General features: G+C 69.1%; 10 protein-coding genes. 7 read left to right on the forward strand and 3 right to left on the reverse strand.

Going from position 1 to position 14,217, the window contains the following annotated elements:
• Position 1 precedes the first annotated feature (1 nt).
• On the reverse strand, positions 2-832 hold the full coding sequence (locus N799_RS07480) for an ATP-binding protein (protein WP_203225039.1): 831 nt from the start codon (positions 830-832) through the stop codon (positions 2-4).
• 143 nt (positions 833-975) lie between these two features.
• On the reverse strand, positions 976-2,379 hold the full coding sequence (locus N799_RS07485; protein WP_036210388.1) for a sigma-54-dependent transcriptional regulator: 1,404 nt from the start codon (positions 2,377-2,379) through the stop codon (positions 976-978).
• 168 nt (positions 2,380-2,547) lie between these two features.
• On the opposite strand from N799_RS07485, the gene N799_RS07490 reads away from it, so the two are divergent.
• Genes N799_RS07490 through N799_RS14375 form a run of 4 tightly spaced genes read left to right on the forward strand, consistent with a single transcriptional unit; the run spans position 2,548 to position 8,507 of the window.
• Entirely contained in the window at positions 2,548-5,391 is a 2,844-nt protein-coding gene (locus N799_RS07490) for a type VI secretion system Vgr family protein (RefSeq protein ID WP_036210249.1), read from the forward strand.
• Positions 5,384-6,262 (forward strand): DUF4123 domain-containing protein, encoded by an 879-nt coding sequence (locus N799_RS07495; RefSeq protein WP_036210252.1) that lies wholly within the window; start codon positions 5,384-5,386, stop codon positions 6,260-6,262. The genes N799_RS07490 and N799_RS07495 overlap by 8 nt, the downstream gene beginning before the upstream one ends.
• Positions 6,259-6,774 (forward strand): DUF3304 domain-containing protein, encoded by a 516-nt coding sequence (locus N799_RS14370; RefSeq protein ID WP_052101346.1) that lies wholly within the window; start codon positions 6,259-6,261, stop codon positions 6,772-6,774. Before N799_RS07495 ends, N799_RS14370 begins: the two co-directional genes overlap by 4 nt.
• Positions 6,771-8,507 carry a phospholipase effector Tle1 domain-containing protein gene (locus N799_RS14375; RefSeq protein WP_052101347.1) on the forward strand — a complete coding sequence of 579 codons (1,737 nt, stop codon included), beginning with the start codon at positions 6,771-6,773 and terminating at the stop codon, positions 8,505-8,507. Before N799_RS14370 ends, N799_RS14375 begins: the two co-directional genes overlap by 4 nt.
• A 55-nt stretch (positions 8,508-8,562) precedes the next feature.
• Here N799_RS14375 and N799_RS07510 read toward each other — a convergent pair whose 3' ends face one another.
• The gene (locus N799_RS07510; protein ID WP_036210256.1) at positions 8,563-10,170 is read right to left on the reverse strand and encodes a sensor histidine kinase; all 1,608 of its coding nucleotides are present in this window, start codon (positions 10,168-10,170) and stop codon (positions 8,563-8,565) included.
• Between the two features lie 190 nt (positions 10,171-10,360).
• Between N799_RS07510 and sucC the strand changes: the two genes are divergently transcribed.
• The 3 genes from sucC to N799_RS07525 all read left to right on the forward strand — a co-directional run bounded on the left by sucC (position 10,361) and on the right by N799_RS07525 (position 14,178).
• Entirely contained in the window at positions 10,361-11,527 is a 1,167-nt protein-coding gene (gene sucC, locus N799_RS07515) for an ADP-forming succinate--CoA ligase subunit beta (protein WP_036210259.1), read from the forward strand.
• A 12-nt stretch (positions 11,528-11,539) separates the two neighbouring features.
• Entirely contained in the window at positions 11,540-12,415 is an 876-nt protein-coding gene (sucD, locus tag N799_RS07520) for a succinate--CoA ligase subunit alpha (protein WP_036210262.1), read from the forward strand.
• Positions 12,416-12,543: 128 nt separating this feature from the next.
• On the forward strand, positions 12,544-14,178 hold the full coding sequence (locus N799_RS07525) for an NAD+ synthase (protein ID WP_036210265.1): 1,635 nt from the start codon (positions 12,544-12,546) through the stop codon (positions 14,176-14,178).
• Positions 14,179-14,217: the final 39 nt, after the last annotated feature.

The raw sequence follows: 14,217 nt of genomic DNA on the forward strand, positions 1-14,217 counted from the left end.
GTCAACCCATTTCGCGGCGCATGAACTGATCGAACAGCGGCACGGTGAAGGCAACCAGCCCATGCTCGGGTGCGAAGATCATCCCCTTCTTGATCAGGCTGTCGCGCGTCGGGCCGACGCCGCTGGCGGTTCGGCCCATCGCCGAGGCTACGTCGGACGAGCGATGAGGCCCTTCGCCGAGGCCCGCCATGTTGTGCATGTAGTCCCGCTCCAGCGGGGTAAGGCGGTCGAAGCGGACACGGAAGAATGAGCGGTCGAGCTTCTGGATGGACTGTTCGGTCGCGGTCCTGGCGTCCTGGCGGGTGATGTTGTCGCCCGACGCGGCGTTCCAGGCGTTGTATCCCCACTCCTGCAGGAAGTAGGGGTAGCCGCGGGTCTGCTCGTAGATTTCCGCAAGGGCGTCGTCGTCGATTCGGGCGCCTTCGTCCTCTACCGGCTCACGGATCGCCTTGTTCGCGTCTTCTGTGCCCAGGCGATCCAGGCGTGGGAAGTCGAACAGCCGCTCCGCGTAGCTCTTGGCGTCACCGGCCTGGCCGGCAAGCTGGGGCAGGCCCGCGCCAAACAGCAGCAGCGGGAGGGCTTCCTGGTCGACGGCATGGATGCCGCGGATCAACGCCGCCAGGTCCCGTTTGGATACGTATTGCAGTTCGTCGATGAGGATCGCGACCGGCTGGCTGGCGGCTTTTGCAGCTTGGCCGATGGCAATAAGCATGTCCTTGAGGTCGCCTTCGAGGTCCCCGCTGTCGGCATGACCGAGTTCCGGATCGACCCCCAGGGTGAGATCAACGCCCCCGGCGCTGAGGGTGACATTGCCGATGAAGCTGCGCAGCACCCGCAACCGGGATCTCTATGCGAATGTTCGAGACTATATCCGTTTCTTCATAGATACGGGTATAGACCGTTAGAGATTCGAGCAAAGCCGTTGCCGTCAAGCGCGAGCGGGAGGCGGGGTACTGAGGCCGCTCCCCGCGCCTCTCAGTCGATCCCCAGCTTCTTCAGCTTGTACCGCAGCGCGCGGAAGGTGATGCCCAGGGCGGCGGCGGTGCGGGTCTTGTTGTAGCGGTTTTCCTGCAGGGCGTGCTGGATGGCGGCGCGCTCGATCTCCTCGATGTACGAGGGCAGGGCGCTGGTGGCGGTGTCGCGCGGGTCGACGGTGCGCGGGTCGATGCCGTTGGCGGCGGCGGCGCTCTGCGGGGTCTGTGGCGGCGCGGGTTGTGCCGGGGCGACGGCGAGGCGCGGCAGCGACAGGTCGTCGGCACCGAGGGTGTCGCCGTCGGCCAGGGCGAGGGCGCGCTCGAGGATGTTCTCCAGTTCGCGCACGTTGCCGGGGAAGGCGTACTGCTGCAGCGCCTCGAGGGCGTCGTCGCCGAGCGTCGGCGCGGGCCGGTCGAGGCTCGCCGACAGCCGGTCGAGGATCTTCCGGCACAGCCCCGGCAGGTCCTCGCGGCGCTCGCGCAGCGGCGGCACGCGCAGCTCGATGACGTTGATGCGGTAGTACAGGTCCTGGCGGAAGCGGCCGTCGGCCACCATCGGCGCCAGGTCCTTGTGCGTCGCCGACAGGATGCGGACGTCGACGGTGACCTCGGCGTTGGCGCCGACCGGGCGGATCGACTTTTCCTGGATGGCGCGCAGAAGCTTGACCTGCATCGCCAGCGGCAGCTCGGCCACCTCGTCGAGGAACAGGGTGCCGCCGTCGGCGCTCTGGAACAGGCCGGGCTTGTCGGCGTGGGCGCCGGTGAAGCTGCCCTTCTTGTGGCCGAAGAACTCGCTCTCCATCAGCTCCGACGGGATCGCGCCGCAGTTGACCGGCACGAACGGCCCGGCGGCGCGGCCGCCTTCGGCGTGGATGGTGCGGGCCACCAGCTCCTTGCCGACGCCGGACTCGCCGGCGATGTACACCGGTGCCTGGCTGCGGGCGACCTTGCCGATGGTCTGGCGCAGCGTGGTCATCGCCGGCGACTGGCCGTACAGACGCGAGGCGACGGCGTCGGCGGCGGGCGGTTGCGGCTCGTTGAGCTCCAGCGCGTGGCGGACCAGGTCGCGCAGCACGGCCAGTTCCACCGGCTTGGAGACGAAGTCGAACGCCCCGGCCTTCAGCGCCTCCACCGCGTCCTCGACGTTGCCGAAGGCGGTGATCATCGCGACCGGGGTATTGGGGAACTTCTGGGTGATCTCGGCAATGAGGTCGATGCCCGAACCGTCCGGCAGGCGCATGTCGGTCAGGCACAGGTCGTAGCGGTTGCGCGCAAGCTGGTTGCGCGCGTCGGCCAGACTGGATGCGGTGTCGCAACGCAGGCCCATGCGGCCGAGCGTCATGACGAGCAGCTCGCGAATATCGCGCTCGTCGTCGATCACCAGTGCGCTGCGGGTTTCTGACATCCGATCCTCCATCCGTCACGATAGCTTAACAAGCCGATGCGGCAAAACCCCGGTGGCGCCGCACGTTTCGGGCGATTCCGCGGCTTCGCCCACCCCGCCGGGCCGGGGTCAACGTGCCGTTAACGGCCGGGTTCGGGTAAGCTTTAGGGCGTCTATGGAGAGACGTATATGAACAGCGGAGCTTCTGTTCCCGCCGCGGCGCTCGCCGCCCTGTCCCGCCTCGACGGCGCGGACCGCCTGTATTCGCTTGATTTCGAACGTCCGCCGGGCGCCTTCGGTGGCGGCCTGGTGGTCGACCGCTGGCACGGCTGGGAGGCGCTGTCGGAAGGGTTCGAGTGGTTGGTCGACCTGCTGTCGGTCGACGCCCGCCTGCCGCTGGACGGGCTGGTCGGCCAGAGGGCGACGTTGTGGACGCGCGCCGCCGACGGCTCGCGCATCCCGCGCAGCGGGCTGGTCCGCGAGGCCGCCTGCATCGGTTCCGACGGCGGGCTGGCCCGCTACCGCGTGAGCCTGGTGCCGTGGACCTGGCTGCTGACGCAGGGCCGCCACAGCCGGGTGTACCAGGACCGCGGCGTGGTCGGGATCATCGAGTCGGTGTTCGACGCCTATGCACCGTATGCGGCGTGGCAGGTCGGCGACGAGGTCGGGCCGTTCCTCGACGGCGCGCGCCCGCGCAGCTACTGCGTCCAGTACCGCGAGACCGATTTCGACTTTGTCAGCCGGCTGCTGGCCGAGGAAGGCCTGGCGTGGCGGATCGAGGAGGCCGAGGAAGCCGCCGGCGGGCACCGGCTGGTGCTGTTTGCCGGCAGCGGTGACGGCCCGCAGGACGCGACGGCCGAGGCCGGTGGGGGCGTGCGCTTCCACCGCAGCGACGCGACCGAAGCGACCGACAGCATCCAGGCGCTGGGCCGCCCGGTCGGGATCGGCGCGACCGCGCTGACCCTGCTGAGCCACGACTACAAGGGTGGTGCGCTGGGCGCCAGCATCCCGCTTGGCAACGCCGCCGACACCGCCGCCGCGCTGGAGGTGTACGACCCCGCCGGTGCCTACGCCTTCGCCGACCACGCCGAGGCCGCGCGCTACGCCGGCCTGATGGCCGACGCCGAGGCCGCGCGCCGCGATGGCTGGCTGGGTCGATCCACCGTGCGCAGCTTCCGGGCCGGTCGCTGGCTGGCGGTGCGAGCCGGAGTGACCGAACTGGGCGGCGGCACGCCCGACGAACTGCTGCTGGTGGCCGTGCAGCAGGCCGGCATCAACAACCTGCCCGACGCCGTGCGCGACGTGTTGCCGCTGATGCCGGAGGCGTCGATGGCGCTGCCGGGCACGTTGTCGCGCGCCGCGTGGTCGGCGGTGTGGGCGCGCGCCGAAGCGGTCGGCTACGGCAACGCCTTCACCGCGGTGCCGCGCGCGCTGGACTGGCGCCCGGTGCTGGTCGACGACACCGGCCTGCGGATGAACCCGCGCCCGACCGCGCCGGGCTACCAGACCGCGGTGGTGGTCGGCGAAGGCGGCGAACTGCACAGCGACGCGCTGGGCCGCGTGCGTGTGCGCTTCCACTTCCAGCGCGATGCCGGCGGCGCCGCCGCGTCGGACAGCTGCTGGCTGCGCGTGAGCCAGCGCTACGCCGGCCCCGGCGTCGGCAGCCAGTTCCTGCCGCGCATCGGACAGGAGGTGCTGGTCGGCTTCCTCGACGGCGACATCGACCGGCCGATCGTGCTGGCCAGCCTCTACAACGGCCAGGGCGAGGCCGGCATCGCCCCGACCCCGGGCGGCGAGGGCGGCGACGACGACACCGCCCGCCTGTACGCCGACGCCCGCGACCACCGCCCCAGCGCGCAGGGCAACCTGGCCGGCGGCCACGCCCCGGCGTGGCACGGCATGAGCGGCGACGCCGACGGCCACCGCAATCCGGCGGCGCTGTCGGGATTCAAGAGCAAGGAGTTCTTCGGCCCCGGCCACAACCGGCTGGTGTTCGACGACAGCGACGGCCAGCTGCGCCTGCAACTGGCGACCACCCACGCCGCCAGCGAGCTCAACCTGGGCCACCTGGTCCACCAGGCCGACAACTTCCGCGGCAGCTTCCGTGGCGAGGGGTTCGAGCTGCGCACCGACCAGTGGGGCGCCGTGCGCGGCCAGCGCGGCCTGTGGGTCAGCGCCTACGGCAACGGCCCCGACGCCCCGGCCGGCGAGCACGTCGCCGCCACCGCCCTGCTCAAGCAGGCGACCCAACTGGGCCAGAGCTTCAGCGACATCGCCGGCACCCACCTGACCGTCAAGCTGGCCGCCCACCAGGGCGCAGCCAAGGCGAACCAGTCGACGCTGATCGGCGACCAGTCACCACTGGCCGCCTTGCACGCAAGCGCCGCGACCACCGTCGATGGCGCCAGCTACCCGGAGGCCGAAGCCGATGCCCCGCAGCGCAGCACCGCTGCCGGCGCCGACCGCGTCCCGCACAGCGGCGACGCCCTGCTGGGACTGTCGGCCCCGGCCGGCATCGGCCTGGTAGCCGGCCAGAGCCTGCACTGGAGCACCGGCGAGACCCTGACCGTCGCCAGCGGCGCCGACAGCAACCTCGCGATCGCCGGCGACCTGCGCATCCACGCCGGCCAGGCGATCGGCTGGCTGGCCGGCGCGGTGGAAGGCGGGGTCACCGCCGCCCACGCCCTGGCGCTGGTCACCGCCGAAGGCGAACTGCGGCTGGAAGCGCAGAACGACGTGCTGAAACTGCAGTCCAAGGACCCGCTGAAGGTCATCAGCGCCAACGGCGAAGTCGAACTGGCCGCCGGCAAGACCGTGCACCTGGCCACCGAAGGCGGCGCGAGCATCACCATCGAAGGCGGGAACATCAGCGTCGCGTGCCCGGGGAACATCACCGTGCATGCGGGGAAGAAGTCGTTTGTGGGTGGGGCGGAAGAGGAATACCCGCTGCCCGAGTTCCCGGGTTCGGTGTGTGTGGAGTGCATGCTCAAGGCGCAGGTGCAGGGCGCGCCGCTGGCGGCGAAGAATGGCTGAGTTCGATCTGCCGGAGCGGACGACTGTGGGCGGTGCCAAAACCTGGTTCCAGGAGCAACGGGCGGCCAAACGCGGTGTGTTTGCCTTGGTCGATGGCGACCAGGGAAGCGTTGGGCAGTGGCAGCCGGTGCAACGGATGCCGAGGACCGCGCAAGTCAATCTCTTCGCGGCTCGCACAACCAATGCCGATGCATTGGCGGTGGCGCCGAGGCTGTTTGCACTGGCTGACGACAGCGAGAACGAACGGTTGCTGCAGGTCGTTGATGGGCAGAGTGCCGAGCTTCCCCGGTGCCTGCTGATCGCCACGTTGCTGTCGCTCTCCGAGCTTGTGGCGCGCCTGCAACGACGCATTGATGTCATTGCCGACGGCGACGACATGATGCTTCGTTTCTGGGACAGTCGGATCTTCCTGTCCCTGCATCAATCGTTGCCAGTCGAGGTGCGCGACAGACTCATGGCGTTTGGTGACGAGGCGCTGGTATCCAACCGGCGGGGGGGATGGGCTTGGCTGCAGTTGAAGTGTCCCGCCCATGACCCCCTGCAGGACGGCCCCTGCCGCCTTTCGCGAGAAGACATGAAGGTGCTTGGCGCATCGGCCCGAGCGGACGCCATGCTGGGGATGCTGCGGCAGCAGACCCCCGAGGTGCTGGCGGCGGTGGCGGACGAGGAACGGCATCCGCTGGCAGTCGCGCAGTTGGCGGAATGCCTGCAGCGCGGACTTCAATCGCCGCGTGACCAGGCCTTGGCACTGAGCCTGGCGATCGAGCACGGCCCAGACTGGTGGGCACGTGAGGAGTGGGTGGAGTGCGTCGAGCACGCACGGTCCAGCAGCTTGTTGAAAGCCTATTTGCACCGGATGGAGGCAGCATGAAACTTCGTACAGCACATCTCGCCCGCTCGCTTCTTCTGCTGAGCCTGCTGACGCCGGCACTGGCCGGCTGCAAGGAAGACCCGGTGATGCTCGGCGTCGTTGGCTACAACTACACCGACCGCTATATCGACCGGTTCTCGGTGGATGGGGCGGGTGGGGGCAATGTCAACAAGAGTCACGGCGATTCGGGTGGGGGGAGCACGGTCTGCTGCGCCGTCTACGACCCCAACTATCCGCTGCCGGTCGAGATGCGGGTGGAGTGGATGTTCGGCTACCAGCGCGGTCCCGACGGCAGGATCGTTGTGCCGGACGAACACCACGAAGCCATCGCGGTGCTGGACGGGCCGGTGCCGGAGGACCCGGCCTATCTGGAAGTGCACTTCATGCCCGACGGCAGCGTGCAGTTGCGGATGACGGCGGATCACTCGCCGCCGATGCTGCAGATCGACCGCAGCGATGCACCGCAGTCGGCGCTGGGTGGGCAGCCCGCATTGCCGGAGTCCGTGCGATGAACGTGATCTACCCGCAAGCTCCGACCGAGCGGGCCTCGCCTGACCGGATGCTGGGCACCCCGGCCTCGGCCCGGTTCGCGGCCATGGCCGATCGGCTGCCCGACGCGGACGCGGCGGTCGCCGACTGTCAGGAGGATCTGTGGCTGACAATCTTCTTCGACGGCACCGGCAACAATGAGAAGATCGATGCTCCGACGTTCGAGCACAGCAACGTGGCGCGGCTGCATCGCGCGCGAAAAGATGACTCAGAAAGTGCTGGCAGATACAGCTTCTACGTCCCAGGAATCGGCACCCCGTTTCGCGAGGTCGGCGATGAGGGTGGCACTGTGGATGCCGCACTGGCGCTGGGCAGCGGCGAGGAGCGGCTCAAGTGGGCAATGAAGGAGGTCGAGCGGCGGATCAAGGCCGCCGAGGCCCGCGCCCGCAACCCGGTCAACAAGATCCGCTCGATCAACATCGCCCTGTTCGGCTTTTCGCGCGGTGCGGCGCTCGCGCGTGCGTTCGCCCTGCGGATCAACGACAAATGCGGACGGCCCGCTGGGCGCGGCGGGCGCTGGCAGGGCAAGTACCCGACCCGGTTGTACTTCATGGGCCTGTTCGACACGGTGGCCTCGGTCGGCGCAAATGCCATGTTGCGCAAGTACAGCCGCGAGGCCGCGACCGTCTCGGCGGTCTCTCCGTTGCTCGGCGCATTGGCCGTGCAGGTGGCCGGCAACGCGGATGGTCATATGGGCTGGGCCGGCAATCTGCGCATTCCGGCGATGGTGGAGCAGTGCGTGCACTACTGCGCCGCGCACGAGATCCGCAACTCCTTTCCACTCGACACCGTGCTGGAGGAGGGGAAGTACCCGGCCAACTGCGTCGAGGCGGTATACCCGGGCGTGCATTCCAATGTCGGCGGTGGCTATCGCCCCGGCGAGGGCGGGCGCAACCGCAACCGCTTCGCGATGCTCAGTCTGGTGCCGCTGAAGGCGATGTATGACGCTGCGATAAAAGCGGGCGTGCCCTTAGTGGATATCCACACCGCCGAGTCGCGAATCAAGGATGACTTCCTGCCGCCGGAGCCTGCAGACGTTGCGGCCCGAGCCGAGTTCAGCGACCGCTACAACCACTACATGGCCACCGTCGGCTGGGGCGGCAAACCGATCGGCCGGCTGGTCACCGATCACATGAAGATGTACTTCCGCTGGCGGATCGTCCACGTCGGCCGCAAGCTCAACGCGGCCAAGCGGGGTGATGTCAACTGGGAGAACAAACGCCTGCAGGCCTACGACGATGCCTTGGCGGTCGAGCGCCAGGCCAAGCAGGCCGAACTTGACCGGCTTGAACATGCACGAAGTGCCGCGTGGGGAACCCGCCGCTATGAAGCGCTGCACTGGGACGTGATCATGCAGGGGGCTCGCGTCAACACCATGCCGGCGGATGCCGGAACCCTGATCGCCGCGCTGGACAAGTACGACCAGCTGTTCCTGGACGACAGCGACGCGGTACTCAAGGCCGACCCTGGCACGCTGCGGCCATTCCATCGGGCGCTGCGCGAGGCCTGGAAGCAACCGGCATTGACCGACCCGAGGATCCTGGCGTTCTTCGACGAGTACGTCACCGATTCGCTGGCCGGTTTCGATACCGACCGCACGCGTGCGATCGACCCTCGCCGGCTGTACCAGGGTGGCGACGATACGATTGATTACGCGGCGCTGGCCCAGCCCTCGCCGGAGATGGCGGTGGCCTGACCCTGAATCGTCTGGGGCCGGGCAAACCCGGCCGCCAGCAGCCTTTCGGCTGCCCTCAGCATGACGCCTGGAGGGGCCCCCCGCCCCGCACCGCCACCCCCGACAACTTCACCCGGAAGCAGCTCCCGCCGCCCGGTAGCGCCACGAAATCCAGCGACGCCTGGTTCGCCCGGCACAGTTCACGGGCGATGTAGAGCCCCAGGCCGGTGCCGTGGCCGGAGGTGGTGAAGAACGGGCGGAACAGTTGCAGCGCGACGCCATCGGCGATGCCGGGGCCGCGGTCGATCACGTCGATCAGCGGCTGCTTCAGCGGGTCCAGCTGCACGTGCAGGGTCACCCGGGCGGGTTCGCCGGGCATGCGGCCGTAGGTCAGGGCGTTGTGCACCAGAACGGTCAGCACCTGGTGCAACTGGCGCGGGTCGACCAGTGCGGCGATCTGCGGCCGGTCGGCGGTGGTGCGCAGGGTGTCGTTCTCGAGCGGGTGGCCGGCGCGGTAGTCGTCGACGAAGTGGCGGACGAAGCCGGTCAGCTCGACGTACTCGGGCTTGGCCGTCTCGCGCCGGGCGAGGCCGAGTACGTTCTCGACAATGCCGTTCATGCGCACGCCCTGCTGGCGGATGATCTCCAGCAGGCGGCGGTCGGCGGTGGCGATGTCGTCGGATTCCTCCAGCAGCTGCACGGCGTAGTTGATCGCGGCCAGCGGGTTGCGGATCTCGTGCGCGAGGCTGGCCGAGAACCGCCCCAGCGTCGCCAGGGTCATCGATTCGGCGCGGCGCGAAACCAGCGAAGTGTCGTCGAGGAACACCAGGGTCTGGTCGCTGCCGGCCAGCAGGCGGGTGAAGCGTGGGACGATCTCGGGCTGGTCGACGGCGACCTGCAGCGGGGTCTCGTCGGACCGGCCGTCCTGCCGCCACGCCGCCAGGCGCCGCGCCAGCTCGGGCAGGGCGACGCCGAGGTCGCGGTGGCCCTCGCCGGCATCGCCCAGCAGCAGGGTCGCGGCCTCGTTGGCCAGCCGCACGCGGTTGTGGCCGTCGACCAGCAGCACGCCGGTGCGCAGGCGGCGGATGATCAGTTCGTTGACTTCGGTGAGGTGGGCGGTCTCGACCCCGCGCTGCTCGGCCAGGTCGTAGCTGGCGCGCATCTGGCGGCCGAGGATGCTGGTCAGGGTGGCCAGCGCGAGGTAGCCGACCGCGAACATCAGCGGCTCGGCGACCATCCGGTCGGTGTCGTCGACCAGGTCGCTCCAGACGTATTCACCGATGATCCCGAGCACCGCGACCACCGCCGCGCCCAGGCCCAGCCGTGCAGGCAGCAGCAGCGCCGCGGCGCCGACGTTGAACATCAGCATCAACGCGATGCCGGTACCGGCGGCCGGGACCGCGTGGATCGCCAGCAGGCCGAACAGCAGGTCGGTGCCGATGCCGGCCAGTGTCGCGGTGCGCAGGTCGCCGCGGCGCCCGAACGCGAACAGCAGCACCGCCATCACCAGGTACGACAGCGCGACGGTCGGCGCCAGCAGTTCGTGGCGCGGCGGGCCGAGCACGTCGGCGACCGGGCTGAACAGCACCAGCACCAGCATCATCGCCTCCAGCAGGCGATACAGGGTGTAGAAGTGCAGTTCGCGGCGCAGCGCGCTGTCGGCGTCGCCGGTGTCTGTCGCCATGGCTTGCGGCAAGCGTGATTCCCCGTTGCAGACCCCGTCGCGAGTATAGGCACAGCATGGCCGGAGGGCCGGGTTTTGCCGGACGTTTTGCCCGACCCCGCCCGATCGGCGACAATGGCCGGCCCCCTCGCGCCCGCGCCGCCTGCCGGTCGCCTCCGCGTGGGACATCTTCAACTCCCCTCGGTGACGCATGAACTTTCACGAATACCAGGCAAAGAAGCTCTTTGCCGACTACGGCATCGCGGTGCCGGCCGGGCGCATCGCCCGCACCCCCGAAGAGGCCGTCGAGGCCGCCAAGACCATCCCGGGCGACCTGTGGGTGGTCAAGGCGCAGATCCATGCCGGTGGCCGCGGCAAGGCCGGTGGCGTCAAGCTGGCGAAGAACTTCGACGAGGTGAAGCAGTACGCCGCGGCGATGCTCGGCACCAGGATGGCGACCTACCAGACCGCCGGCGTCGAGCTTCCGATCGACACCGTGCTGGTCTCCGAAGGCACCGACATCGACAAGGAGCTGTACCTGTCGGTGCTGGTCGACCGCGGCACCCAGTCGGTCACCTTCATCGCCTCCGCCGAGGGCGGCATGGACATCGAGCAGGTCGCCGCCGAGAAGCCCGAGGCGATCAAGACCATCAACGTCAACTACGTCGAGGGCCTGCGGCCGTACCAGTGCCGCGCGCTGGGCTTCGACCTGGGCCTCAACGCCAAGCAGGCCAACCAGCTGGCGAAGATCATGCTGGGCCTGTTCAAGCTGTTCCACGAGAAGGACCTGGCGCTGGTCGAGCTGAACCCGCTGGCGATCCTCACCAACGGCAACCTGGCCGTGCTCGACGGCAAGGTCGACTCCGACGACAACGCCGCGTTCCGCCACCCGGACCTGGTCGCCATGCGCGACATCCGCCAGGAGGACGAGACCGAGGTCAAGGCCAGCCAGCACGACCTCAACTACGTGACCATGGACGGCAACATCGGCTGCATGGTCAACGGCGCCGGCCTGGCGATGGCGACCATGGACGTGATCAAGCTGGAAGGCGGCGAGCCGGCCAACTTCCTCGACGTCGGCGGCGGCGCCACCAAGGAGCGCGTGACCGAGGCGTTCAAGCTGATCCTGTCGAGCGACAAGGTGAAGGCGATCTTCGTCAACATCTTCGGCGGCATCGTCCGCTGCGACATGATCGCCGAGGGCATCATCGCCGCGGTCAAGGAAGTCGACGTCAAGGTGCCGGTGATCGTGCGCCTGGAAGGCACCAACGTCGAAGCCGGCAAGGAACTGCTGAAGAATTCCGGCCTGGCGATCACGCCGGCCGACGACATCAACGATGGTGCCCGCAAGGCGGTCGCCGCCGTCGCGGGCAAGTGAGGCGGGACTGACATGAGCGTATTGATCGACAAGAACACCAAGGTGATCGTGCAGGGCTTCACCGGCACGCAGGGCACCTTCCACGCCGAGCAGATGCTCGACTACGGCACCAAGGTCGTGGGCGGCGTGACCCCGGGCAAGGGCGGCACCGAGCACCTCGGCCTGCCGGTCTTCAACACCGTGCAGGACGCGGTCGACGCGACTGGCGCCGATGCATCGGTGATCTACGTGCCGCCGCCGTTCGCGGCCGACGCGATCCTGGAAGCGGCCGACGCTGGCATCAAGGTCATCGTCTGCATCACCGAAGGCATCCCGGTGCTGGACATGCTGCGGGTCAAGAACGTGCTGCGCGAGTACGACGACGTCGTGCTGGTCGGCCCGAACTGCCCCGGCGTGATCACCCCGGGCGAGTGCAAGATCGGCATCATGCCGGGACACATCCACATGCCGGGCAAGGTCGGCATCGTGTCGCGCTCGGGCACGCTGACCTATGAAGCGGTCAAGCAGACCACCGACGCCGGTCTCGGCCAGTCGACCTGCATCGGCATCGGCGGCGACCCGATCAACGGCACTAACTTCATCGACGCGCTGAAGCTGTTCCAGGACGATCCGCAGACCGAGGGCATCATCATGGTCGGCGAGATCGGCGGCAGCGCCGAGGAAGAGGCGGCCGAGTTCATCAGCCAGTACGTGACCAAGCCGGTGGTCGGCTTCATCGCCGGCGCGTCGGCCCCGAAGGGCAAGCGCATGGGCCACGCCGGCGCGATCGCGTCGGGCGGCTCGGGCACGGCCGAGGGCAAGTTCGCCGCGATGGAAGCGGCCGGTGTCACCACGGTGAAGTCGCCGGGCGACCTCGGCGCGGCGATCGCCAAGCGCCTGGCGAAGTAACCGCCGGCGCGATGCAGTGGAAAAGGCCACCTCCGGGTGGCCTTTTTCGTTGCCGGCGGCCTTCACGGCGGCGGCCGTACCGTGGGCGTTCCGGGATAATGCCCGTTCGCAACCGACACGACGCCGCCATGAGCCAGCCCCTCCGCATCGCCCTCGCGCAGTTCGACTTCCCGGTCGGGGCGGTGTTCGACAACGCCGACCGGATCATCGAGTTCATCGCCGAGGCCCGCGACGACTACGGCGCCGACCTGGTGCTGTTCCCCGAACTGGCGCTCAGCGGCTACCCGCCGGAAGACCTGCTGCTGCGGCCGGGCTTCCTGCACGACTGCCACCGGGCGATGGAGCGCGTCGCCGCGGCCGCGACCGGCATCACCGCGATCGTCGGTTGGCCGGAGTCGCACGGCCCGGTGGTCTACAACGCCGCCAGCATCCTGCGCGACGGCCGCATCGAGCACACCTACCGCAAGCGCGAGCTGCCCAACTACGCCGTGTTCGACGAGCGCCGCTACTTCGTGGTCGACCCGGACGGCGGCGATTGCGTGTTCGAGCTCAACGGGGTGCGCTGCGGGCTGCTGGTGTGCGAGGACATGTGGTTCGCCGAGCCGCTGCACACCACGGTGCAGGCCGGCGCCGAGCTGATCCTGTCGATCAACGCCTCGCCGTTCGAGCGGGACAAGCACGCGCGCCGCGACGCGCTGCTGGAGGACGCGACCCGCCAGTACGGCGTCGCCATCGCCTACGTCAACTGCGTGGGCGGGCAGGATGCGGTGGTGTTCGACGGTGGCTCGCTGGTGGCCGAGGCCGACGGCACCGTGCGCCCGGCCGCGGCGGCGTTCACCGAGCAGATGCTGGTGGTCGACTACGACCCGGAAACGCGCGGCTTCCGCTCGGTCGAGTGGATGGAGGACGGCGACGAGAGCCGCGATGCGCTGGCCTGGCGCGCGGTGGTGCGCGGCACCCGCGACTACTGCCGCAAGAACGGTTTCAGGAAGGCGTGGCTGGGGCTGTCGGGCGGGCTGGACTCGGCGGTGGTGCTGGCGATCGCGGTCGACGCGCTCGGCGCCGAGAACGTCACCGCGGTGCGGATGCCGTCGCGCTACACCGCCGGCCTGTCGAACGACCTCGCCGCCGAGCAATGCGCCGAGCAGGGCGTGCGGCTGCTGACGCTGCCGATCGAGAAGCCGTTCCAGGGGTATCTCGACACGCTGGCGGAGCTGTTCGAAGGCCAGCCGGTCGACACCACCGAGGAGAACCTGCAGTCGCGCGTGCGCGGGGCGATGCTGATGGCGTTGACCAACAAGTTCCACGGGCTGCTGCTGACCACAGGCAACAAGAGCGAGTACGCGGTCGGCTACGCGACGATCTACGGCGACATGGCCGGCGGCTACGCGCCGCTGAAGGACCTGTACAAGACCGAGGTCTACGAACTGGCGCGCTGGCGCAACACGGTGGGCGACCCGGTGATCCCGGTCGGGGTGATCGAGCGGCCGCCGTCGGCCGAACTGCGCGCCGACCAGAAGGACCAGGATTCGCTGCCGCCGTACGACGTGCTCGACGCGATCCTGACCCGCTACGTGGACCTCGAACAGTCGCGCGAGGAGATCACCGCCGCCGGCTTCGGCGCCGAGACGGTCGACCGGGTGCTGCACCTGGTCCGGATCAGCGAGTGGAAGCGTCACCAGGCCGCGCCGGGGCCGAAGGTGTCGCGGCGGGCGTTCGGCCGCGAGCGGCGGTATCCGATCAGCAACGGGTACCGGGGCTAGACGGAAAACGCCGCCCGGAGGCGGCGTTTTTCGTATCCC

Source organism: Lysobacter arseniciresistens ZS79, from assembly GCF_000768335.1.
Classification (GTDB): Bacteria; Pseudomonadota; Gammaproteobacteria; order Xanthomonadales; family Xanthomonadaceae; genus Novilysobacter; species Novilysobacter arseniciresistens.